At 74.2% G+C, this 22,704-nt stretch carries 24 protein-coding genes and 1 pseudogene; 15 read left to right on the top strand and 10 right to left on the bottom strand.

Annotated features, from left to right (window positions below; all coding sequences use genetic code 11):
- Nucleotides 1-55 precede the first annotated feature (55 nt).
- Entirely contained in the window at nt 56-493 is a 438-nt protein-coding gene (locus CLT75_RS09490; RefSeq protein ID WP_135240449.1) for a hypothetical protein, read from the top strand.
- Nucleotides 494-556: 63 nt separating this feature from the next.
- A complete protein-coding gene (locus CLT75_RS09485) occupies nt 557-2,653 on the top strand; it encodes an amino acid transporter (RefSeq protein WP_135240448.1) in 2,097 nt (698 codons plus the stop codon).
- Between the two features lie 57 nt (nt 2,654-2,710).
- On the opposite strand, the gene CLT75_RS09480 is transcribed toward CLT75_RS09485, so the two are convergent.
- The 6 genes from CLT75_RS09480 to CLT75_RS09455 all read right to left on the bottom strand — a co-directional run bounded on the left by CLT75_RS09480 (nt 2,711) and on the right by CLT75_RS09455 (nt 8,206).
- Nucleotides 2,711-3,670 carry a TIGR03557 family F420-dependent LLM class oxidoreductase gene (locus tag CLT75_RS09480; protein ID WP_135240447.1) on the bottom strand — a complete coding sequence of 320 codons (960 nt, stop codon included), beginning with the start codon at nt 3,668-3,670 and terminating at the stop codon, nt 2,711-2,713.
- A 175-nt stretch (nt 3,671-3,845) separates the two neighbouring features.
- Nucleotides 3,846-4,052 (bottom strand): hypothetical protein, encoded by a 207-nt coding sequence (locus CLT75_RS09475; protein ID WP_013286658.1) that lies wholly within the window; start codon nt 4,050-4,052, stop codon nt 3,846-3,848.
- Between the two features lie 108 nt (nt 4,053-4,160).
- Nucleotides 4,161-5,363, bottom strand: coding sequence for a low temperature requirement protein A (locus tag CLT75_RS09470; protein ID WP_135240446.1), 1,203 nt, complete (start codon nt 5,361-5,363; stop codon nt 4,161-4,163).
- Between the two features lie 321 nt (nt 5,364-5,684).
- Nucleotides 5,685-6,704, bottom strand: a complete 1,020-nt coding sequence (locus tag CLT75_RS09465) for a helix-hairpin-helix domain-containing protein (RefSeq protein ID WP_135240445.1) — start codon at nt 6,702-6,704, stop codon at nt 5,685-5,687.
- Nucleotides 6,705-6,955: 251 nt separating this feature from the next.
- Nucleotides 6,956-7,303: a TcmI family type II polyketide cyclase gene (locus CLT75_RS09460; RefSeq protein WP_135240444.1), complete on the bottom strand. Its 348-nt coding sequence runs from the start codon at nt 7,301-7,303 to the stop codon at nt 6,956-6,958.
- 63 nt (nt 7,304-7,366) lie between these two features.
- Nucleotides 7,367-8,206, bottom strand: coding sequence for an AfsR/SARP family transcriptional regulator (locus CLT75_RS09455; protein ID WP_486485106.1), 840 nt, complete (start codon nt 8,204-8,206; stop codon nt 7,367-7,369).
- Nucleotides 8,207-8,618: 412 nt separating this feature from the next.
- Here CLT75_RS09455 and CLT75_RS09450 point away from each other — a divergent pair, with 412 nt between their 5' ends.
- The 8 genes and pseudogenes from CLT75_RS09450 (at nt 8,619) to CLT75_RS09415 (ending at nt 16,410) form a co-directional block, all read left to right on the top strand.
- Entirely contained in the window at nt 8,619-8,972 is a 354-nt protein-coding gene (locus CLT75_RS09450) for a TcmI family type II polyketide cyclase (protein ID WP_135240442.1), read from the top strand.
- Nucleotides 8,969-10,690 (top strand): acetyl-CoA carboxylase carboxyltransferase subunit alpha, encoded by a 1,722-nt coding sequence (locus tag CLT75_RS09445; protein ID WP_135240441.1) that lies wholly within the window; start codon nt 8,969-8,971, stop codon nt 10,688-10,690. The genes CLT75_RS09450 and CLT75_RS09445 overlap by 4 nt, the downstream gene beginning before the upstream one ends.
- Nucleotides 10,684-11,175: pseudogene (accB, locus tag CLT75_RS09440) on the top strand (acetyl-CoA carboxylase biotin carboxyl carrier protein); the annotation flags it as partial. The gene CLT75_RS09445 and the pseudogene accB, both read left to right, overlap by 7 nt.
- Nucleotides 11,175-12,728, top strand: a complete 1,554-nt coding sequence (locus tag CLT75_RS09435) for an acetyl-CoA carboxylase biotin carboxylase subunit (protein WP_135240439.1) — start codon at nt 11,175-11,177, stop codon at nt 12,726-12,728. The pseudogene accB and the gene CLT75_RS09435, both read left to right, overlap by 1 nt.
- Nucleotides 12,725-13,432, top strand: coding sequence for an SRPBCC family protein (locus CLT75_RS09430; RefSeq protein ID WP_135240438.1), 708 nt, complete (start codon nt 12,725-12,727; stop codon nt 13,430-13,432). The genes CLT75_RS09435 and CLT75_RS09430 overlap by 4 nt, the downstream gene beginning before the upstream one ends.
- Complete coding sequence (locus CLT75_RS09425; RefSeq protein WP_013286648.1) at nt 13,429-13,839, top strand: cupin domain-containing protein; 411 nt, start codon at nt 13,429-13,431, stop codon at nt 13,837-13,839. Before CLT75_RS09430 ends, CLT75_RS09425 begins: the two co-directional genes overlap by 4 nt.
- Nucleotides 13,836-15,107 (top strand): beta-ketoacyl-[acyl-carrier-protein] synthase family protein, encoded by a 1,272-nt coding sequence (locus CLT75_RS09420; protein WP_135240437.1) that lies wholly within the window; start codon nt 13,836-13,838, stop codon nt 15,105-15,107. Before CLT75_RS09425 ends, CLT75_RS09420 begins: the two co-directional genes overlap by 4 nt.
- Nucleotides 15,108-15,162: 55 nt before the next feature.
- Nucleotides 15,163-16,410: a beta-ketoacyl synthase N-terminal-like domain-containing protein gene (locus tag CLT75_RS09415; RefSeq protein ID WP_135240436.1), complete on the top strand. Its 1,248-nt coding sequence runs from the start codon at nt 15,163-15,165 to the stop codon at nt 16,408-16,410.
- A 10-nt stretch (nt 16,411-16,420) separates the two neighbouring features.
- On the opposite strand, the gene CLT75_RS33110 is transcribed toward CLT75_RS09415, so the two are convergent.
- The 4 genes from CLT75_RS33110 to CLT75_RS33105 form a co-directional block, all read right to left on the bottom strand.
- The gene (locus CLT75_RS33110; RefSeq protein WP_486485105.1) at nt 16,421-16,549 is read right to left on the bottom strand and encodes a hypothetical protein; all 129 of its coding nucleotides are present in this window, start codon (nt 16,547-16,549) and stop codon (nt 16,421-16,423) included.
- Nucleotides 16,550-16,673: 124 nt separating this feature from the next.
- The gene (locus CLT75_RS09410) at nt 16,674-17,330 is read right to left on the bottom strand and encodes a CatB-related O-acetyltransferase (RefSeq protein ID WP_135240435.1); all 657 of its coding nucleotides are present in this window, start codon (nt 17,328-17,330) and stop codon (nt 16,674-16,676) included.
- A 47-nt stretch (nt 17,331-17,377) separates the two neighbouring features.
- A complete protein-coding gene (locus CLT75_RS09405; protein WP_135240434.1) occupies nt 17,378-18,322 on the bottom strand; it encodes a sigma-70 family RNA polymerase sigma factor in 945 nt (314 codons plus the stop codon).
- A gap of 48 nt (nt 18,323-18,370) precedes the next feature.
- The gene (locus CLT75_RS33105; protein WP_013286642.1) at nt 18,371-18,499 is read right to left on the bottom strand and encodes a hypothetical protein; all 129 of its coding nucleotides are present in this window, start codon (nt 18,497-18,499) and stop codon (nt 18,371-18,373) included.
- 107 nt (nt 18,500-18,606) lie between these two features.
- Between CLT75_RS33105 and CLT75_RS09400 the strand changes: the two genes are divergently transcribed.
- From CLT75_RS09400 to CLT75_RS09380, 5 genes are all read left to right on the top strand, one after another.
- Nucleotides 18,607-19,266 (top strand): TetR/AcrR family transcriptional regulator, encoded by a 660-nt coding sequence (locus CLT75_RS09400; protein ID WP_135240433.1) that lies wholly within the window; start codon nt 18,607-18,609, stop codon nt 19,264-19,266.
- Nucleotides 19,267-19,527: 261 nt separating this feature from the next.
- The gene (locus CLT75_RS09395; RefSeq protein WP_486485336.1) at nt 19,528-20,883 is read left to right on the top strand and encodes a class I adenylate-forming enzyme family protein; all 1,356 of its coding nucleotides are present in this window, start codon (nt 19,528-19,530) and stop codon (nt 20,881-20,883) included.
- A gap of 180 nt (nt 20,884-21,063) precedes the next feature.
- Complete coding sequence (locus tag CLT75_RS09390; protein ID WP_135240431.1) at nt 21,064-21,327, top strand: acyl carrier protein; 264 nt, start codon at nt 21,064-21,066, stop codon at nt 21,325-21,327.
- Nucleotides 21,327-21,572 (top strand): hypothetical protein, encoded by a 246-nt coding sequence (locus tag CLT75_RS09385; protein WP_013286638.1) that lies wholly within the window; start codon nt 21,327-21,329, stop codon nt 21,570-21,572. The genes CLT75_RS09390 and CLT75_RS09385 overlap by 1 nt, the downstream gene beginning before the upstream one ends.
- A complete protein-coding gene (locus tag CLT75_RS09380) occupies nt 21,565-22,695 on the top strand; it encodes a beta-ketoacyl synthase N-terminal-like domain-containing protein (RefSeq protein WP_135240430.1) in 1,131 nt (376 codons plus the stop codon). Before CLT75_RS09385 ends, CLT75_RS09380 begins: the two co-directional genes overlap by 8 nt.
- Nucleotides 22,696-22,704: the final 9 nt, after the last annotated feature.

Below are 22,704 nucleotides of genomic sequence, written 5' to 3'. Positions count from 1 at the left end.
ACGCGGGAACGCCGCCCGCGGGTGTCGGGCCCGCCGCACCGGGTACGTCGCCGCCGTGCCACCAGACGAACCGGCCGGCCCCGGGGCGTTCCCGCCGGGCCCGGTCCGCCGCTTCCCGTTCCGCTTCGACCCGGCGTTCCGGCTGCCGCTGGCGCTGCTCGGCGTCCGGCCCGCCACGGCCTGGCTCGACTGGGGTCCGGACGCGCTCGTCGTCCGGTTCGGGCCGTGGCTGCTGCGCACCACGCCGGGCAACGTGACCGGGGCCGAGCTGAGCGGGCCGTACCGCTGGTGGCGGGCGATCGGCCCGCACCTGTCGGCGGCCGACGGCGGGGTGACCTTCGGCGCCAGCGTGGCCGGCGGGCTCTGCCTGCGCTTCGCCGAGCCGGTGCCGGCGCTGGCCCCCGGCCCCTGGCTGCGGCACCCGGCGGTCACCGTGACGGTGGCCGACCCGGCGGCGGTGCGCGACGCGTTGACCCGCGCACCGGATCTTTGACCGGTTCGGCCGGGCCGCGCCCGGGACAACCCCTACCGTCGTCATAGGGACGAAGGGGAGCAGATGGGGCAGGCGGGGGAGCCGGAACAGCCCCGGCGTACGCGGGAGCGGCGCCGGGAGGCGCACGCGGCTGCGGCGGCCCGGGCCGGGCGGCACGGCGACCACGCCGAGCGGGCCGGCCGTACCGTGCCGGAGCTGCCGGAACGGGTGGCGGCCCCGACGCGGCCGGCGGCACCGGCGGGCCGGCTGCACCGGTGGCTGTTCGCGCACCGGGTCGAGCCGGTCGGCCCGGAGGTCCGCGAGCACCAGACCCGGTCCCACCCGTGGTGGCAGGTGATGTGCCTGACCGGCGTCGACTACTTCTCCACGCTGTCCTACCTGCCCGGCATCGCCGCCGTGGCGGCCGGCGCGCTCAGTCCGCTGGCCACGCTGCTGATCGTGGCGCTGACGCTGCTCGGGATGCTGCCGATGTACCGCCGGGTGGCCCGGGAGAGCCCGCACGGGCAGGGCTCGGTGGCCATGCTGGAGCGGCTGCTGCCGTTCTGGCGCGGCAAGATCTTCGTGCTGGTGCTGCTCGGCTTCGTCGCCACCTCGTGGATCATCACGATCACGCTGTCCGCCGCCGACGCCAGCGTGCACCTGCTGGAGAACCCGGTGCTGCCCGGGTCGTTCCCGCACGGCGGCACCGCGGCGGTGCTGGTCACCGTGGCGCTGCTGCTCGTGCTCGGCGGTGTGTTCCTGCTCGGGTTCAGCGAGGCGGTGCAGGTCGCCATCCCGCTGGTCGCGGTGTTCCTGGCGTTGAACGCGGTGGTGGTGGCCGCCGGGGTGGCCGAGGTCGTCGCCGATCCGGGCCTGCTCGGCGACTGGACCGGCCGGCTGACCGACGCCGGCGGGCCCGGCGACGTCCTGGTCACCAGCGTGCTGGCGTTCCCGCTGCTGGTGCTCGGCCTGTCCGGGTTCGAGACCGGGGTGAGCATGATGCCGCTGGTGCGCGGCGAGGGCGAGGACGCGCAGCGGCGGCTGGACGCCCGGATCCGCAACACCCGCCGGCTGCTCACCGCCGCCGCGCTGATCATGTCGGTCTACCTGATCGCCACCACGTTCGTGACCACCGTGCTGATCCCGCCCGAGGCGTTCGACCCCGGCGGCCCGGCCAACGGCCGGGCGCTGGCGTTCCTCGCCCACGAGCACCTCGGCGAGGCGTTCGGCACCGTCTACGACATCAGCAGCGTGCTCATCCTCTGGTTCGCCGGCGCGTCGGCGATGGCCGGGCTGATCAACATCGTGCCCCGCTACCTGCCGTCGTACGGCATGGCGCCGGAGTGGGGGCGGGCGGTGCGCCCGGTGGTGCTGGTCTACACCGCGATCAGCATCGCCATCACGATCGCCTTCTCCGCCGACGTGAACGCCCAGGCCGGCGCGTACGCCACAGGCATCCTCGCGATGATGGTCTCCGGCGCGATAGCGGTGACCATCGCGGCGCTGCGCGCCCGCAGCCGCGCCGCCGCGGCCGGCTTCGCGCTGCTCACCGCCGTGCTGCTGTACGCGCTGGTGGAGAACGTGGTGGCCAAGCCCGACGGCATCACCATCTCCGGGTTCTTCATCGCCGGGATCGTCGCGGTGTCGCTGATCTCCCGGGTCACCCGGACCACCGAGCTGCGCGCCGAGCGGATCGAGTTCGACGAGGCGGCCCGCCGCTTCGTCGACGAGTCGGTGGCCCGGGACGGTCGGCTGCACCTGATCGCCAACAAGCGGCAGAGCGGGTCGGTGAAGGAGTACCGGGTCAAGGAACGGGCGCAGCGGTCAATGAACCCGGTGCCGGGCGCCGCCGACGTGCTGTTCCTGGAGATCGACGTGAGCGACCCGTCCCAGTTCAGCCAGGTGCTGCGGGTGCACGGGGTGGAGTCCGGCGGCTACCGGATCCTGCGCGCCAGCAGTCCGGCCGCGCCGAACGCGATAGCGGCGATCCTGCTGGCGTTGCGGGACGCGACGGGGGTGCGCCCGCACTGCCACTTCGAGTGGTCCGAGGGGAACCCGATCGCGCACCTGCTGCGCTACCTCATCCTCGGCCGGGGCGACACCCCGCCGGTGGTGCGGGAGATCATCCGCAAGTCCGAGCCGGACCCGACCCGCCGCCCCGGCATCCACGTGGGCGGCTGAGGCGCGCGGGCCGGCTGAGGCGCGAGGGCCGGCCGAACGCGGGGGATCGGCAGGTCCCTAGCCGAGCGCGCGGACACGGGCGAGCAGGTCGCGGGCGCAGAAGTCCAGGAAGCCGTCCGGGTCCGGCCCGGCGTTCTGCAGCACGATGTGGTCGAAGCCGGCCTCGACGTACGTCCGCGCCTTCTCCACGTGCGGCTCGGCGTCCGGGCCGACGGAGAACTGCTGCCGGATGTGGTGGTCCTCGACCCAGGCGGTGGCGGCGTCGAAGTTCACCGGGTTGGGCAGTTCGCTCATCACCTTCCAGCCGGTGATCGCCCAGCGGCTGGTCTCCCGGGCCGCGCGGACCGCCGTCTCCTCGTCGGTGGCCCAGGCCATCGGCACCTCGGCGTAGCGCGGGCCCTGGCCGCCGGCGTTGCGGTACTGGTCGACGATCGACGACTTCGGCTCGGTGGCGAACAGCCCGGTGCCCAGTTCGGCCGCGAGACCTGCGGACTCCCGGCCGCTCGCCGCCACGGCGATCACCGGCGGCTGCTCGGGCAGGTCCCAGATGCGGGCGTCCTCCAGCTGCAGGTGCCGGCCGCCGTACGAGCGGTAGCCGCCCTGCCACAGCAGCCGGATGATCTCCAGCGCCTCACGCAGCCGCTCGTGCCGTCCCCGGACGCTGGGGAACCCCTGGCCGACGACGTGTTCGTTGAGCCGCTCCCCGGCGCCCACGCCGAGCGTGAACCGTCCGTCGGAGATCAGCGCCATGGTGGCGGCGGCCTGCGCGACGATCGCCGGGTGGTAGCGGACCGACGGGCAGGTGACGCCGGTGGCGAGGCCGAGGGTGGTGGTGCGGGCGGCGATCGCACCGAGCGCGCTCCAGGTGAAGCAGGAGTGCCCCTGCACCTCCAGCCAGGGGTGGTAGTGGTCGCTCATCTCGACGAAGTCGAAACCGGCCTCCTCGGCACGGACCGCCTGCCGGATGAGTTCCTGGGGCCCGAACGCCTCCGAGGCGAGCTTGTAGCCGATGCGCATGCCCGGTTCTCCGTTCCGTCGTCGCGGAACCGCTGCCGTTCCCACCGGTCCCGGCGGCAAACCAGGCGAAGCCCAGCCCCCTAGGACGCCCTAGGGGTGGTGACGGTCCGCGCCGCGGGCACGGAACGGCCCGCGCTCGCCGGGCGGGCGCGGGCCGGGAGTACGGGGTGGTGGCCTACTTCGACGGCTCGGGAAGCTTGCAGTCCACCTTCGGGTTGGCGCCGATGTAGTTCAGCGGGCCGGCCACGATGGTGACCAGGATCGTGCCCGCCTCCGCGCAGTTGGTTTCGTCGTTGCCGTAGTAGCCGCGCTGACCGGCGGCGATGGCGCCGATGATGAGCCAGATGACGACCAGGACGCCGACTATCGAGGTGCCGCGCATCAGTTGCCTCCACTGGGGTCGTGGTGGATTCGAGGTGGAGGCCTTGTACCCCGTGCGGGTGATCCGCCAAACGGCGCACCGGTGCCGGTACGGCCGATTCCGATAACCTCAGTGCGGTGGCATCGGCTCCTCGGGCGGCCGGCCCCGGCTGCGGCGGTAGTCGGCGGACGCCACCCCGGCCAGCACCAGCATCGCCCCGGCGGAGGCGTAGACCGGCGCGAGGAACAACCCGGCCGGGGCGATCGTGAGCAGCGCCAGTATCCCGCCGGGCCGGGACGCCGACACCCGGCTGAACACCTCGTACTCGAACGCGCCCCGGCCGATCAGGAACAGCGCCGGGCCGCCGAGGATCACCGCCAGCCAGGCCGGCGGCGTGTGGCCGGTCGGCTCCAGCAGGACCAGGTCGAAGCCCGCCGCGGTGGTCACCACGCCGGCCACCATCAGCAGATGGGTGTACGGCGCGGTGTTGAGGAACCGGCTCGGCTGTGCCGCCCGGGCGATGGCGTGCGGCAGCAGTTCACCGGACTTGTGCACGTAGATGCGCCAGAGCAGCAGCGTGGTGGCGAACGCGACGGTGAAGGCGGCCAGGTTCTCCAGCTCGGAGTGGTGCAGGCTGAACACGGTGCCGGCGACCAGCACGGCGTCGCCGAGCGCGATGATGAAGAACTGCTGGTACCGCTCGGACAGGTGCTCGGCGGTCACGTTGCGCTGGGACTCCGGCACCGCGCCCAGACCCGGCACCGGGTATGCCAGCCGGAACCCCAGGTAGTCGATGGCCAGGGCGCCGGCCCAGAACCACAACCGGGCGGTGCCGTGCGCGGCCAGCGCGCCGACCAGCCACGGTACGGCCGACACGGCGAACCAGGCGAAGATGCGCAGCGCCCGGCGGTTGCTCTGCGGGTGCCACCGTACGGCGGGCATGAGGAACAGGCCGCGTCCGAGATGGATCGCCACGTAGGTGCCGGCGAAGACCAGGCCCCGGGCGCCGAACGCCTCCGGGATGGCGGTGGTCATCAGCAGCGCGCCGAACATCACCGCCACGATCAGCAGCTTGATCTCGGTGCGCTGCGGGTCGTAGATGTCGGTGACCAGCGTGGTGATCGCCCACGTCCACCAGATCGCCATCAGCATGACCAGGGACTCGGCGGCCCGTTCCCAGGTGACCGACCCGATCAGGTTGCGTGAGATCAACGCGAGCGCGACCACGTAGACCAGGTCGAAGAAGAGTTCGAGCAGCGTCACCCGGCGCGGCGCCTCCGGATCGCGGACCGGCGGTCGCCGGTCGGCGGGCTCCGGCGCTGCGGTGGGCACGAGATGCTCCTGCGGGTGGCGGTACGCGCGGCGGGCCGTCCCGGCCCTTCACCGACCGTAGTCATGCCCGCCCGCACACGGTCACTTTTCCGGCAGACCGGCCCGGGCCGGTCTGCCGGGGTGGCGATGTCACCACGTCGGGTGCTGGTGCTGGTGGAGCGGCCGCCAGTTCGGGGTTGTGGCGGGGTCGGTCGGGCAGTGATGCCACCACTTCGGCGTACTGGCGAGGGCGGGCCGCGAGGTCGGGGTGGTTCGGGGCGGGGAAAGGCACCGGGCCGGTGGCGACCATCGTCACCACCGGCCCGGAATGTGGAGGACTGTCTACTCGGTGCCGGCCGGGAGCACCCGGTCGGCGTCGTCGGGGGCACCCGCCAGCACCCTCGCCTGCTGCGGCCAGGTGGCGAGGCCCGGCGCGGAGCGCAGGCCGGCGGCCTTCACGGTCTGCCGCAGCGCGGCCTCGTCCAGCTCGGCGAGCTGCCGGTAGGTGCGGATCCCGGCGTCCTGGAGGGCGGCGGCCAGCTTCGGCCCGATGCCCTGGATCCGCCGGAAGTCGTCCGGCGCGTCCCCGGCCGCGTCCGCGGCCACGTCGTTCTCGACCGAGGCCCGCGGCGCGGGCACGACGGCCGGCGCGGCGGCGACGGGCTCGACCGGCTCGGCCGGCTCGGCCGGCTCGACCGGCTCGACCGGCTCGGTGGCCTCGACCGGCGAGGGCGCCGCCTCCGCAGCAGCCGCCTCCGCGGCGGACGAATCAGCAGACGGCGTCGTCGCCGGCACCTCCGGCTCGTCGGTGGGCGTCGACTGCGCCGGGACGGCGACGGGGGCGCGCTCCGGCTCCGCCGCGAAGGGCTCCGACTCGGCGACGAGCGCCGGAGAAGCGGCCGGCTCGTCCACATCGGTGGAGGCCGGGGCGAAGGCGGGCTCGTCCGTACCGACCGACGCGGCGGCCGGCACCGGCTCGTCCGCCGGACGGTCCACGGCGACCGGCTCGGCCTCGGCCACTGGCGCCCCAACCGGCTCGGCGGGGGACGACACCGGCTCGGCGGCGGCCGACGACGCCTCGGGCTCGTCGTCGGCGGTACGGGCGGCGGTGGCGACGGCCGGCTCGGCGGTCGCCGTCTCGGTGGGCGCGGGCTGCTCGGCCACAGTGGCGGTCGCCGGGGGCTCGTCGACGACGGCGACCGGGCGCGGCTCGTCGACGGTGGCGGTCACCTCGGGTGCGGTCTCCACCGTGGGCGTCGCCGGGGCGCCGGACCGGCGACGGCCGACGACCACCCAGCCGACGCCGAATCCGATGAGCAGGGCCAGTATCACGAACAGCCACTGCCCGAAGCTCGACGGCATGGCCAACCTCCTTCTATGTACGTGCACGACGGTGGCGAAAGACTCGGGGCAGCTTCGCACACGCGCGCGGCGCACGACAGGCAGCCCGGGGCCGGGCCACGACGGTGGGACCGGCGGTTTCGGCCGGTGCCCGGAGGATGACCGAGCGTGTGCCGGACGGCGGCTTCGAACAGCTCGGAGAGCGGGGAGACGCCCCGGAACCTGGGTGCCGTGCGTGGTTCCGGGGCGTCCCGTCCGTCGCCCGTGGCCGGTCAGTGGATCCGGTCGGGCGCAGGGGTGTGGGCGGAGTCCCAGCTGTAGAAGCAGCCGGCCACGGCGTCGCGGGGCGAGTGCCAGGTCGGCAGGTACGGGGAGGTGTGCGCGGACAGCCGCTTGTTCACCTGTTCGTAGAGCGGGTTGTCGCGGAGTTCCACGGTCAGGCCGGGGGCGACGTCGACGGTCTCCATCAGATGGACGCACAGGTCGTGCAGGTAGTACAGCGACCGGTGCCGGACGCCGGTGAGGTGGGGGAGTTCGGTGGCGTCGGCCTCGGCGAAGATCTGCGCCACCCGTCCCTGTGCCCCCGGCACGATCCGGCTGACCACCAACAGTCGACTCATCGTGACCCCTCTCGCCGCCGCGGTGCCTGTGTTCACCGTGCCGGTCGCGCTGTCACCTCGCCGTCACCGCGTACGCCGGGGTATTGATGGTGGCGGCGGTGCGGCGGGGGCGCGCGGCGCCGGTTTGGCGGTCCGGTCCGTGCGGCGCGGCGGCGGCTCCGGGCGGCTGGCCCGGCGGATCGGCGCGAGGGTGTCGTCGAGCAGCGCGGTCATCGCCGGGGACGGTTCCAGGCGCAGCTCGCGCAGCAGCAGGTCCCGGTAGACGTAGAAGGAGTGGACCGCCTCGAACGCGTTTCCCTCGGCCAGGTGGATGCGGACCACCAGGCGGTGCGGGGTCTCCCGCAGCGGTTCGGCGGCCATCGCCTCCAGCGCTGCCTCCAGCGCCTCCCCGTGCCGCCCGGCGGTGAGGTGGTTGCCCGCCAGTTCCTCCAGCATGTGCAGGCGCAGCTGGCGCAGCCGTTCGCGCTCCAGCAGCACCCAGTCGTCATACCAGCCGGGGAGCAGGTCGTGGCGTCCGGCGCCGGCGGCGCCACGCGGGACGGCGCCCTCGCGGACCAGCGCGGCGGTCTCCACCAGGTCGTCCACGTCGAGGCGGACGGTCGGTCCGAGGCGGACGGTGTCGCCGTCGGTGCGCAGCGGGCAGCATGGATCCTGCCGCAGCCGCCACAGCGCGGTCCGCAGCGACGACAGCGCCCGTTCCTCCGGCGTCTCGGGCCACAGCAGCCCGGCGAGGTGGCTGCGGGTTGCGGCCGGGCGCAGGCCGATCAGGGCGATGACGCGCTGCAACCCCCGGGGTACGACCACCGGCGCGTCGTCGTGCAACAACTGGAAGCCGCCGAGCAGATGCAGTGACACCCGTGGGGCGGGTTCGCCCGCCGTCGGCATCCTCGATCCACCCGACACGGCGCACCCCCAGCACCGGAACCCTCGTCCCGACCGTTTCGCGTTGCCCTGACCGCCGCCCGCGACGCCGGTGTCGGAACGCCTCCGCCACGGCCGGAAACCTGTCACCGTGGCCGGGCTGACCGAGACGGAGAATATCAACACCTGTTACTCTCAGTCAACGGTGCGTCGTCCACCTGACTGTCTGCTGCGGACCCGTAACACGGCCGTGATCTGCGAATAAGTGTCGCCGACCCGGAAACCGGAAAGCGATCTTCCCATAGCTCGCGCACAGCTTGCGTCAACGCAGCGTCACCATGTTTGTGACGCGATGGGGTCCGGTTGACGCCCGGTAGACGCCGCTCGCGGCACCGTGTGGCAATCCGTGCGGCGCGACCGGTTCGCCGCGCACCGGGACGTGCAGGAGGCGCGAATGGACCGTTCGCTCATCGTCGCCAAGGTGGTGCCGACGGCCGAGGACCGGGTCGCCGAGATCTTCGCGGAGTCCGACGCGACCGAGCTGCCCGGCCTGGTCGGGGTCCGGCACCGCTCGCTGTACCGGCTGCACGACCTCTACGTCCATCTGCTGGAGACGGAGACGCCCGCGCAGGGCGCGGTGGAGGACAACCGCGGGCATCCGGAGTTCCTCCGGATCAGCGAGCGGCTGCGGCCGTACATCTCGCCGTACCTGCCGACCTGGCGCTCACCGCGCGACGCGATGGCGCACTGCTTCTACCGCTACGACGCGCCGGCCCACCGGTACGACACCGCCGGGCGGCCACTGTGACCACGACCGCCCCGCGCGACGAGCAGCTCTGGTCGAGGTGCGACGGGTGCGCGTCGCTGCTCTACCGCAAGCGGCTGCGCCGCAACCTGGACGTCTGCCCGGAGTGCGGCTCGCACGCGCGGCTGGACGCGCCGGACCGGGTGGCGCAGCTGGCCGATCCGGACTCGTTCGTCCCGCTGCCGGACCGGGCGGTACGCGTCGACCCGATCGAGTTCGTCGACGAACTGCCGTACCCGCACCGGCTCGGCGCGGCCCGCGCGGCGACCGGCCTGGACGAGGCGGTGCTCTGCGGCACCGCCCGGCTGGGCGGGCACCCCGTCGCGCTGGCGGTGATGGACTTCCGCTTCCTCGGCGGCAGCCTCGGCTGCGCGGTCGGTGAGCTGATCACCCGGACCGCCGAGCGGGCGCTCGCCGACGGCATCCCGCTGGTGCTGGTGACCGCGTCGGGCGGGGCGCGGATGCAGGAGGGCGCGCTGTCGCTGATGCAGATGGCAACAGTCAGCCAGGCCATCGCGGGGATGCGGGAGGCTGGCCTGCTCACGGTCAGCGTGGTCACCGATCCCACGTACGGCGGGGTGGCCGCCTCCTTCGCCACCAACACCGACCTGGTGCTGGCCGAGAGCGGCGCCCGGCTGGGCTTCGCCGGACCCCGGGTGATCCGCCAGGTCACCGGCGCCACGCTGCCGGAGGGCTTCCAGACCGCGGAATACCTGCTGCGGCACGGCCAGGTGGACATGGTGGTGCCCCGGCACGCGCTGCGGGGCCGGCTCGCGGCGCTGCTCGCCGCCGCCGAGGCGGGCCGCCGCGCCCCGGAGAACCCGGCCGCGTCGCGCCCGCCGGTCACCGCGCCCACAGCGACCGCGCGCCCGGACCGCGACCCCTGGGAGACGGTACGCACGGCGCGGCACCCGGGCCGGCCGACCACACTGGACTACCTGGAGACGGCGTTCGACGGGTTCGTGGAGCTGCACGGCGACCGGCTCGGCGCGGACTGCCCGGCCGTCGTCGGCGGCATCGCCCGCCTGGACGGCCGCCCGGTGATGGTGATCGGTCACCAGAAGGGGCACACCACCGCCGAGCTGGTGACCCGCAACTTCGGCATGGCCAGCCCGGCCGGGCACCGCAAGGCGCTGCGGTTGATGCGTCTCGCGGCGCGGCTGCGGCTGCCGGTGGTGACGCTCGTGGACACGCCCGGCGCGGACCCGGGGGTGAGCGCCGAGCAGCAGGGTCAGGCGGCGGCGATCGCGGAGAACATCCTCGCGCTCACCGTGCTGCCCACGCCGGTGGTGGCGGTGGTCACCGGGGAGGGCGGCAGCGGCGGTGCGCTCGCGCTCGCGGTCGCCGACCGGGTGCTCATGCTGGAACACGCCGTCTACTCGGTGATCAGCCCGGAGGGCTGCGCCGCGATACTCTGGCCGGACAGCTCGGCCGCCCCGCAGGCGGCCCGCGCGCTGCGGCTCACCGGCGCCGACCTGTGCCGCCTCGGCGTCGTCGACGAGCTGGTGCCGGAGCCGCGCCCGGCCGCGCACGCCGACCCGGGCGGCGCGGCCGAGCTGCTGCGCCGGGCGGTCGCGGCGAACCTCGCCCCGCTGCTCACCGTCCCTCCGGCCACGCTGGTCCGCCGCCGCCGGCAGCGGTTCCGCCGCTTCGGCGCGGCCCGCTCGGCCGCCGGCCCGTCCCCGTCCTCGCCGTCGGGTGACCGGGCGGAGGTGGCGTGATGGCCGACGCCGAGTCCGAGCAGGTGCTCGACGGGCTGCGCCGGCAGGCCCGCAAGCTCGTCGCGGACCTGGCCGGGCCGGTACGCCGGGTGCGGCTGCGCAGCGGCGAGTCGGTGCTGGAGGTCGAGTGGCACGACCCTGCGGCGCCGGCGCAGCGCACCGCCGACCCGGCCGAGGCGCTGCCGGCGCGGGCCGCCGAACCCGCCGCGCGAGCCGCGCCGGCGACCGACCGGCCGGCCGTGCGCTCACCCGTGGTCGGCACGTTCTACCGCGCTCCCGAGCCCGGGGCGATGCCGTTCGTCGCGGTCGGCGACATGGTCCGCCCGGGCCAGGTGGTCGGCATCGTCGAGGCCATGAAGCTGATGAACGAGGTGACCGCCGGCCAGGCCGGACGGGTGGTCGAGGTGCTGGTCGACGACGGCAAGCCCGTCGAGTACGACCAGCCGCTGATCGCCCTGGAACCGGTCACCGGACAGGACTCCTGATGTTCGACAAGGTGCTGATCGCCAACCGGGGCGAGATCGCGCTGCGGGTGCTGCGCGCCTGCCGGGAACTCGGCGTGCGCACGGTGGTGGTGCACTCCAGCGCCGACGCCGACTCGCTGCCGGTGCGGCTCGCCGACGAGGCGGTACGGATCGGCCCGGCGGCCAGCCGCCGCAGCTACCTCAACGCGGCGGCGATCGTGGAGGCCGCCCGGCAGACCGGCGCGCAGGCGGTCCACCCCGGCTACGGCTTCCTGTCCGAGGACGCCGACTTCGCCGAGATCTGCGCCGGGAACGGCCTGGTCTTCGTCGGCCCGCCGCCGCAGGTGATGGCCGCGCTCGCGGACAAGTCCACCGCCCGGGCGCTGATGAGCGCAGCCGGGCTGCCGCTGCCGCCGGGCAGTGTCCGGACGCTGCCCACCGTCGGCGAGGCGCAGCAGGTGGCCGCCGAGGTGGGCTACCCGGTCATCGTGAAGGCCGCGGCGGGCGGGGGCGGGCGCGGCATGACTGTGGTGCGCTCGGCCGCCGAGCTGCCCCGCGCGTACGCCAGGACCCGGGCCGCCGCGCAGGTCGCGTTCGGCGACGACCGGGTGTACGTCGAGCGGTACCTCGCCGACGCCCGCCACGTCGAGGTGCAGGTGCTCTGCGACGGCCACGGCAACGGCGTGCACCTGGGCACCCGCGACTGCTCGGTGCAGCGCCGGCACCAGAAGCTGATCGAGGAGGCGCCCGCGCCCGCGCTGCGGCAGGCCACCCTGGACACCGTCGCCGAGGTGGCGCTGCGCGGCGCGCTGTCGGTCGGCTTCACCGGTGCCGGCACCGTGGAGTTCCTGGTGGACGAGGCCGAGCGCTGCCACTTCCTGGAGATCAACTGCCGGATCCAGGTGGAACACCCGGTCACCGAGATGGTCAGCGGCATCGACCTGGTGCAGGAACAGCTGCACGTGGCGTACGGCACGCCGCTGCGGCTGCGCCAGTCCGACGTACGCCTGGACGGCGTGGCGATCGAGTGCCGGGTCAACGTGGAGGACCCGGACCGCGACTTCGCACCCGCGCCCGGCCGGCTGGACCGGTTCCGGCCGCCGGGCGGCCCGTTCACCCGGGTCGACACCCACGGCCACGTCGGCTACCTGGTGAGCCCGCACTACGACTCGCTGCTGGCGAAGGTGGCGGTGTGGGCGCCGGACCGGGGCGCCGCGCTGGACCGGCTCGACCGGGCGCTGGCCGAGTTCGACGTGGCCGGTCCCGGTGTGCGTACCACGATCCCGTTCGCCCGGCGGGTGCTGCGCGACCCGGCGTTCCGGGCCGCCCGGCACACCACCGCCCTGGTGGAACGCCTGCTCGCCCCGCCCGCCGACGACGCCCCACCCGCCGCGGAGGCCCCACCGACCCACGACGCCCCGCCGGCCCACGACGCCCCACCCGCCGGCGACGGCCCACCGGCCGAGGCGGCGCGGGCCGTCGTGCCCGACCCGCGCGGCGCGGCCGAGCCGGGCGGCCGTACCCCCGTCAGCGCCGTGCCCGCCGCCGGCCCGACCACCTGGAGGAACCGATGACCGTCGCCCCCGACCGCCCGCTCGCCCGCGAGATCACCGACATCCTGGTCACGCACTGCGGCCTGGACCCGGACGCCGCCGCCGGCGCGCCCGCCGCGAGCCTGGAGGAACTGGGCATGGACTCGCTGGCGCTGCTCGAACTGTCAGCGGTGGTCGCCGACAGGTGGCGGGTGAAGATCCCCGAACAGGCCGGGCAGCTCAGCATCGCCGGCGTCGCCGACCTGGTGGCCCGCAAGGCGGACCCGCCCGGGCACACCGAGAACGCCGTGGAGATCGCCGCGCCGCTGCCGCTGGTCTGGGAGATCACCAACGACGTGGCCCGGTGGCCGGACCTGTTCACCGAGTACGCGACGGCGGAGATCCTGCACCGCGACGGCGACACCGTGCGCTTCCGGCTCACCATGCACCCGGACGAGAACGGCGTGTCCTGGAGCTGGGTCAGCGAACGCACCGCCGACCCGGCCACCCGCGAGGTGCACGCCCGGCGCGTCGAGACCGGCCCGTTCGAGTACATGCGCATCCACTGGCGCTACGACGAGACGCCCGGCGGCACCCGGATGACCTGGACGCAGGACTTCGCGATGAAGCCCGACGCACCGGTCGACAACGCCGGCATGACCAACCGGATCAACACCAACAGCACGATCCAGCTCGCCGTGATCAAGGAGAAGATCGAGCGGGCGCAGGCGGGAGGCGCGCGATGACCGACACCACCACCGCCCGGGTCTCCGTCCACGACGTACCGGCCGACCGCCGCCGCGGCGGGGAACTGCGGGTGCTGCTCGGCCCGAAGACGGTCGGCAGCACCTCCGGATTCATGGGCGTCGCCACGCTCGCGCCGGGGGAGCGGATCGCCGAGCACTACCACCCGTACAGCGAGGAGTTCCTCTACGTCGCCCGCGGCGCGATCACCGTCGACCTGGACGACACGCCGGTGCCGGTGGCCGCCGGGGAGGCGCTCTACGTGCCGAAGGACGTCCGGCACCGGCTGCGCAACACCGGCGATGAGCCCGCCGAGGTGGTGTTCCACCTCGGACCGCTCGCCCCGCGCCCGGAACTCGGCCACGTCGACACCGAGAGCGCGGCACCGCCGCCACGGGAGCCGTCGTGACCGGCCGCCGCACCGTGGTCACCGGCATCGGTGTCGTCGCACCCGGCGGCGCCACCCGGGACCGCTTCTGGAAGACGATCACCGAAGGGCGCACCGCGACCCGGCGGATCAGCTTCTTCGACCCGTCGCCGTTCCGGTCGCAGATCGCCGCCGAGTGCGACTTCGACCCGGACGCCGCCGGGATCACGCTCGCCGAACGGCAGCGCGCCGACAGGTACGTGCAGTTCGCGCTCGCCTGCGCCGCCGAGGCGCTCGCGGACAGCGGCCTCACCCTCACCGATGCGCAGCGGGAACGCGCCGGTGTGGTGCTCGGCACCGCCGTCGGCGGGACCATGGCGCTGGAGCAGGAGTACGTGCGGGTCAGCGACTCCGGCCGGCACTGGCTGGTCGACCACGCGCTCGGCGGGCCGTACCTCTATCAGGCGCTGGTGCCCAGCAGCCTGGCCGCCGACGTGGCCTGCCGGCACGGCCTGCACGGCCCGGCGCAGGTGATCTCCACCGGCTGCACCTCCGGCATCGACGCCATCGGGTACGCCCACCAGCTCGTCGCCGACGGCGAGGCCGACGTGGTGCTGGCCGGCGCCGCCGACTCGCCGATCTCCCCGGTCACCGTCGCCTCGTTCGACGCGATCGGCGCGACCAGCCCGGACAACGACGACCCGGAGCACGCCTCCCGGCCGTTCGACGCCGACCGGCACGGGTTCGTCCTCGCCGAGGGCGCCGCGGTGCTGGTGCTGGAGGAGGCCGAGCACGCCCGCCGCCGGGGCGCGCACGTCTACTGCGAGGTCGCCGGGTACGCCAGCCGCAGCAACGGCTTCCACATGACCGGGCTGCGCCCCGACGGCGCGGAGATGGCGGTGGCGATCAGCGACGCGCTGCGGCAGGCCCGGCTCGCCCCGGCAGCCGTGTCGTACGTCAGCGCGCACGGCTCCGGCACCCGGCAGAACGACAGGCACGAGACTGCGGCGTTCAAGCGGGCGCTGGGGGAGACGGCGTACCGGGTGCCGATCAGCTCGATCAAGTCGATGGTCGGTCACTCGCTGGGCGCCATCGGCTCGATCGAGATGGCCGCCTGCGCCCTGGCCATCGAGTACGGCGTGGTCCCGCCGACGGCGAACTGGACCACCCGCGACCCGGAGTGCGACCTGGACTACGTGCCGAACGAGGCCCGGGAGGTGCCGGTGGACGTGGCGTTGTCGGTGGGCAGCGGGTTCGGCGGATTCCAGTCCGCGATGGTGTTCCGCCGGCTCGCGGTGACGGCACCGTGAGCGCGAGGAGTGAGCCGGGTTTGCGAGCCCCGCAGTCGCGAACAAGGACGGCACCGTGACCGCGCGGGCCGTGGTGACGGGCATCGGCGTGGTCGCGCCCAGCGGCATCGGCGCCGAGGCGCACTGGGCCACCGTGCTCGCCGGAACCCGGCGCACCGGGCCGATCACGCTGTTCGACCCGGCGCGCTACCCGACCCGGGTGGCCGGCGAGGTGACCGGCTTCGACCCGGCCGGGTACAGCGACACCCGGCAGCGGGTGCAGACCGACAGGTGGACGCACCTCGGCTTCGCCGCCACCAAACTGGCGCTCGCCGACGCCGGACTGCCCGAGGTGTCGCCCGACCCGTACAAGTGGGCGGTCACGCTCGCCAGTTCGTCGGGCGGCAACCTGTTCGGGCAGCGGGAACTGCAGCGGCTCTGGGGCGGGCCGAGCCGCACCGTCGGGGCGTACCAGTCGATCGCCTGGTTTTACGCCGCGAGCGTGGGGCAGTTGTCGATCCGCCACCAGTTCAAGGGACCGTCCGGGGTGACCGTGTCCGAGTCGGCCGGTGGGCTGGACAGCCTGGCGCACGCGGTGCGCACCATCCGCCGGGGCACGCCAGTGGTGATCGCCGGGGCGACCGAGTGCCCGCTGAGCCCGTACGCGCTGGCCTGCCAGCTCCGTTCCGGGCTGCTCAGCGACGTGTCCGACCCGGAGAAGGCGTACCGGCCGTTCGACGTCGCGGCCAGCGGGTACGTGCCGGCCGAGGGCGGCGCGGTCTTCGTGGTGGAGGAACTGGGCCACGCGCTGGCCCGGGGCGCCCGCGTCTACGGGGAGGTCACCGGCTGGGCGGCCACCCACGACGCCGCGCCCACCGACCCGGCCACCGGCCCGGACCCGGCCCACTACGCCCGCGCGCTGCGACTGGCGCTGGAGCGTGCCGGGGTACGCCCGCACGACGTGGACGTGATCTGGCCGGACGCGCTCGGGGTGCCCGCGTACGACCGGGCCGAGGCGGCGGCGCTGCGTACCGTGTTCGGCGACCGGACCCCGCCGGTGACCACACAGAAACCGCTGACCGGGCGGGCGCACCAGGGCGGGTCGGCGCTGGACGCGGCCACCGCGCTGCTGGCGTTCCGCCGCGGGATGTTGCCCGCCTCGGCCGGCCCGGACGAGCCCGCGCCCGGCTGCGAGCTGACGTTCCTGCGGCAGCCCCGCCCGCCGCGCAGCCGGATCGCGCTGGTCGGCGCGCGCGGCTTCGACGGGTTCAACAGCGCGCTGGTGCTGCGCGGCGCCGCGCCCCCACCGGCCGGGGAGGGCTGACGAAGCCCGGTCAGTCGCGTCCGTCGATGCGCTGCCGGAGGGAGCGGCCGGCCCGGAAGGCGCGCCGGGGGAGCCACACCCGCAACCCGACGAGAACCAGGATCAGCACGAGGAGCAGGACCAGGTACTGCCAGCGCATGACGCCTCCGCTCGTTCGGGGCGGACCCGGTGGTGTCCACCGGGCACCTGTGTGCCCGGTGCCGGCGCCGGTGAATCCGTCCCTGCGGCCCGGCCGTCCGGGTGCGCGTCGCCGGCCGGCGGTCTCACCCGGGCTGTTCTACGCCGTGCTCGGCTGCGATCCGGGCGATCTCGGCGGGCGTGCCGGCCATGATCGTGCGGGCGTGCGCGGTGACGAGGCCGGTGGGCCAGTCCCACCAGGCGGCGCGGCGGAGCCGCACGATGTCGGCGTCGTCGAAGCGTTGCCGGATCGGCCGGGCGGGATTGCCGCCGACGATCGTGTAGGGCGGCACGTCGGCGGTGACCACCGCGCCGGTTGCGATGATGGCGCCGTCGCCGATCCGCACCCCCGGCATGACCACGGATCCGAAGCCGAACCAGACGTCGTTCCCGACGACGGTGTCGCCGCGGCTCGGCATGGCGGTGACGATGTCGAGGGTCTGCTCGGCCCACTCGCCGCCGAACATGGTGAACGGGTACGTGGACACGCCCATGCCGGGATGGGCCGCGCCGGCCATCAGGAACCGGGTGCCGGAGGCGATCGCGCAGTACTTCCCGATGACCAGCCGTTCCGGTCCATAGGCGTACAGGACGTTGCGGTGCTCGAAGCCGGTCGCGTCGTCAGGATCGTCGTAGTAGGTGTAGTCACCCACGACGATCTTCGGTGACGTCACCAGTGGTTTGAGGAACACCACGCGGTCGAAGGCGGGTAGCGGGTGGACGGTGCGGGGGTCGGGTGTCATCGGTCGGCCTCCTGGTGGGACGGTCGGTGTGCGGTCTTGACGCCGGCTCAGGCGTGCAGGTCGGCCAGGACGCGGGCGCGGGTGGGGTGGCGCAGCTTCCGCAGCGCCTGGCTCTCGATCTGGCGGACCCGCTCCCGGGTCAGCCCGATCCTCGTGCCGATCTCGTCGAGCGTGCTCGGCCGGTCGTCGTCGAGGCCGTACCGCTGGCAGATGACGGCCGCCTCGCGTTCCGACAGGGTGCCGAGCACCTCGTCCAGGTAGCGGCGCCGCCAGGAGGACACCACGACGCCGGCCGGGCCCGGTGCCTCGTCGGGGAGGAGGTCGCCCAGCTCGGTCGTGCCGGCAGCCCCGGCGACCGGCGTGTGCAGCGAGACCGGCTCGCGGTCGTGCCGCAGCAGCAGTTCCACCTTTTCGGCGGGCACCTCGACCCGGGCGGCGACCTCAGCGGGCGTCGGCTCCCGGTCGAGTTCGCCCGCGAGCGTGCGGCGGGTCCGGTTCACCCGGTTGAGCACCTCGACCAGGTGCGCCGGCAGGCGGATCGTGCGGCTCTGGCCGGTGAGGGCCCGGCCGATCGCTTGCTTGATCCACCAGGTCGCGTACGTCGAGAACTTCAGTCCACGCCGGTGGTCGAACTTCTCGACCGCCCGCATCAGGCCGATGGTGCCTTCCTGGATCAGGTCGAGCAGCGGCAGCCGGCCGGCGAGCGCGTACCGTTTCGCGACCGAGACGACCAGCCGGAGGTTGGCTTCGATCATGTGGTGCCGGGCGCGACGCCCGTCGGCGACGAGTCGCCGCAGCCGGTCCTGCTCGGCCGCGCCGACCCGGTCGCCGTCGTCGTCCAACCGCCGCTGCGCCAGGGCGCCGGCCTCGATGCGGGCGCCGAGGCGCGTCTCCTGCTCGGCGGTGAGCAGCGGCGTTCGTCCGATCGTCCGGAGGTAGTCGGCCACCGCGTCGGTGGTGTGGCCGGCGGCTGCGGGGGTGGTGGCGAGCATGAGGCGTGCTCCTTCCGGGACGGTGCGGGGCTCGGGACGGGCGGCGGGTCAGCGGCGGCCGGGGATCCGGCGGGGCTGGCGCCGGGGGGCGACCACGGGGACGTGCGGCCGGCGCGCCGGAGCGAGGTGCGGGCGGCGGGGCTTGCCGGCGGCGATGTCGCGGGTGTGGGCGGGCATGTCGGGCTCCCTTCCGTGCCGGCTGTTCGCCGGTACGACCTAAAGTTAGGCCCAACCTAAAAACATGTCAAGAACAATTTTTGGTTCGTACCAGGTATGGTGGGGGCGTGACCGCGCAGAGCAGCGGCCTCCGGGCCTTGAAGAAGCGCCAGACCAGGGAGAACATCTCGGGTCAGGCCACCCGCCTGTTCCTCGAACGTGGCTTCGACAACGTGACGATCGCCGAGGTGGCCGCCGCCGCGCAGGTGTCCAAGATGACCGTCACCAACTACTTCCCTCGGAAGGAGGATCTGGCGCTGGACATGCACGACGAGTTCGTGCGGCAGTTGGCCACCGTCGTCCGGGAGCGCGAGCCCGGCGAGTCGGCGCTGGCGGCGCTGCGCCGCGCCTACCTCGCGGCGGTGGCCGCCCACGACCCGGTCATCGGGTTCTCCGGTTCCGCGTTCGCCCGGATGATCGCCGCCAGTCCGGCGCTGGTGACCCGTCTGCGCGAGTTCCACGACGACCGGGAGAAGGCCCTGGCCGCAGCCCTGGCCGAGGAGACCGGGAGCCGCGAGGACGACATCCTGCCCCGGGTCGCCGCCGCGCAGCTGGCCGGCATCCATCGGCTGCTGTTCGAGGAGACCATGCGCCGCACCATCGCCGGGCAGGGCGACGACGACATCGCGCGGGCCGTCACCGACTACGCGCACGTCGCCTTCGACGCCCTCGCACCCGCGCTCGCGGACTACGCCGTCCGCCCGGCAGGTGGGCGGGTGCCGGGTTGAGCTGGAGGGCAGCATCCGGCGGCCGGCGGACTACCTTGCCGGCGTGGCCTCGATCCTGCCTGTCCGATCGAGCCTGAGCAATCCACCCAGCCGCTGTTTTGGATCTAGCCATTTGCATCTGGCGATGCAGAAGAGGGCCGTCGTAGGGTTCCGCCATACCCCGAACGACGTACCCGCTGGGCGGATCCGCCCAGTTCCTCAGTGGAACGGTGGCTGGTCGTGACTGCACATCCCGTGGCGGAAGATCCTGCCTCGACGACGGTGGATTGGGTGGACGACATCCTGTTCACCGGCCGCGACACCGACGTCTGCCTGCGCCTGCCGGAACCGGTGGACAAGGGCACGCTGCGCCGGCTCGTCGGCGAGGCGCAGGACCGGCTCGCCGAGGCCGGGCTGCGTGCCGGAGGCGCGGCCGCGCTGCGCCTGCCGCCCTCGCTGGCGTACGTGGCGCACCTGCTCGCCACCTGGCGTACCGGCGCCCAGGCGGTGCTGCTCGACCACCGGCTCACCGACCACGAGGTCGACCAGGCGCTGCGCCGGCTCAGCCCGCAGGTGGTGGTCGCCCCGGTGCGCTCCGGCGGCGGCGCACTGAAGATCTTCGTCGACGTCACCGCCGGGGTCCGCGCGTACTCCGACCGCCCGGCGGGCAGCCCGCACGCGGTGATCCAGCTCAGCTCCGGCTCCACCGGACCGTCCAAGGTGATCGGCCGCACCGCCGCCGACCTGGTCGCCGAGGTGCACCGCTACACCCGCATCGACGGCGTCGCGCTGCCCGGCGAGCGGATCATCCTGCTCCCCAGCATGGTGCACGTGCTCGGCCTGGTCGGTGGCCTGCTCTACGGCCTGCACGCGGGCGTCGAACTGTGCCCGCCGGAACGGCTCAGCGGCGACGCGATCCTCGCCGCCGTCGCCGCCCAGGACACCCCGGCCACGGTGCTCGGCGTCCCGTTCCACATCGGGCTGCTCGCCTCCACCACACCCGCCGGGCCGCTGCCGCAGCTCAAGCGCATGACCACCGGCGGCGAGCTGGTGTCCGCCGCCGTGGCGAACGCGTTCACCGACCGCTACGGCGTGCCGCTGGGCAACATGTACGGGATGACCGAGGTCGGCGTCATCGGCACCGACCTGTACGGGCGGCACCGTCCCGCCATCGCGCCCGCCCCCGGCATCGAGGTGCGGGAGCGCGACGGCGAGCTGTGGGTGAGCTGCCCGGACAACCCGTACGTCGGACTGGCCGACCCGACCCGGTGGGCCGACGGCTGGCTGCACACCCGCGACGCCGGCGTGGTCGACCCGGACACCGGCCTGGTCACCATCAAGGGCCGGCTGGACTCGCAGGTGTCGGTGGGCGGCCTGAAGGTCGACCTGACCGAGGTGGAGGCCACTGTGGCCGGGCTGCCCGGCGTCGTCGCCGCGGTGGTGGTCTGGGACGACGGCATCACCGCGTACGTCCAGGCCGACGGCTCGCTGACCGAGGACACGCTGGACAAGCTGATCGCCGAGCGGCTGGCCGGCTTCAAACGGCCCCGCACCCTGCGGCTGCTCGACCAGATGCCCCGCACCACCACCGGGAAGCTGGTCCGGTCCGTGCCGGCGCTGCGGGACGCGGCGTCGTGACCGGCCCGCTGTACGAGCCGCACACCCACCGGACGCCCGCCGGGCGTCCCGTGCACCCCGATTCCCGCCCCGGACCGGCCGGGCAACGCGCCACCCGCGCGCCCGACCCCGCCGGTTCCCACGCACACGGTGTCCCGACCGGGCACCGTCAGCCGGTACACGGAGAAGAGGTCTGAACCCATGCGAGACGAGGTCCGCACCTTCGTCGTCGAACAGCTCGCCGACATGAACTACGACGTGGAGGAGCTCGACGACGACACCACGCTCGGCCCCTCCGGCGTCGACCTGGAGTCGCTGGCCCTGGCCGACCTGGCGGTCCGCGTCGAGGACCGCTACGGCCTCAAGTTCGCCGACGACGAGTCGGAGAAGCTGGCGCTGATGACGGTCGGCGAGTTCACCACGATGGTCGCCGACCGGGCGGCCGCGAACAGCGACAAGTCCTGATGTCCGGTCAGCCCGACCTGGGGCGAGCTGACCTGGTGAGCATGCTCGCCGAACTGACCGCGAAACCCGCCGACCAGGTGCCGGACCGGCTCGGCTCGATGGAGCTGGCCTGGCTCGTGCACATGGTCGAGCAGCGCTACGACCGCCGGCTGGACCTGAGCGACGACGAACTCGCCGGGATCCGCACCGTCGACGACGCGCTCGCGGTGTTCCGTGGCTCTCTGACCGCTCCCGCAGATGGCTGAGCGGGAGACCGTACGGATCACCGGCACGTACGCGCTCAGCGCCCTCGGCAGGGGCGCGGACGCGCTGCTGGCCGGGGTGCTCACCGGCACCCCGGCGTTCGCGCCGGTGCGCCGTTTCGACACCACCGGCCGCCGGGTGACGGTGGCGGCCACACTGCCGGACGTCGGCACGCTCGCCGGCGAACTGGCCGACGCGATCGACACCGCTGCCCGGGCCGCCGGGCTGGACCGGGCCGGCCGCGCGGACTCGGCGTTGTTCCTGGCCACCCACGGCGGGCCGCACTCGCTGCCCGTACCGGAAGGGTCGGACGAGCCGACGGTGCCGGCGCTGGCCGGTCACCTGGCCGCGCGGTGCGGCCTGGGCGGGCGGACCCGGATCTACACCACCGCCTGCGTGTCGGCGAGCAGCGCGGTCGCCGACGCGGCGGCACTGATCCGCCGGGGCGACCTGGAGCGGGTCGTGGTCGCGGCCGGCTACCTGGTCGAACCGGACCAGTACGCGTTGTTCGACGCCGGCCGGGCGCTCGCCGCCGACGGCGCGGTACGCCCGTTCAGCGCCGGCCGCAAGGGCCTGCTGCTGGGCGACGGGGTGGCCGCCGTGGTGCTGGAGTCGGCCGGCGCGGCCGCCCGGCGGGGTGCCGAGACGCTGGCGAGCGTGGCCGGGTGGGGCCGGGCGGGCGACGCGTACCACCCGTGCCAGCCGCACCCGGACGGGCTCGGGCTGGCCCGGGCGGTCGAGGCGGCGCTGCGCCGGGGCGGGCTGCCTCCGGACGCGATCGGCTACGTCAACGCCAACGCCACCGGCACCCCGTTCAGCGACGCCTCCGAGGCGGCGGCGCTGACCCGGGTGTTCGGTGAGGGCGCCGGGCGGCTGCCGGTCAGCTCCACCAAGTCGGTGCACGGGCACGCGCTGGAGGCGTCCGGGCTGCTGGAACTGCTCGTCACCGTGCTGGCCCTGCGGCACGGCAAGCTGCCGGTCACCGCCGGCTGGCTCGGTCCCGACCCGCAGTGCCCGCTGGACGTCATCCGCGACGCACCCCGCCCCGCGCGCACCGCGCACGCCCTGACCCTCAACGCCGCCTTCGGCGGCGCCAACACCGCACTCCTGGTGAGCACCGCATGACCGCCCCCA

The organism is Micromonospora sp. CNZ285, from assembly GCF_004637285.1.
Note: the sequence above shows the minus strand (reverse complement) of the source record. Positions and strands in the feature narration are given on the sequence as shown.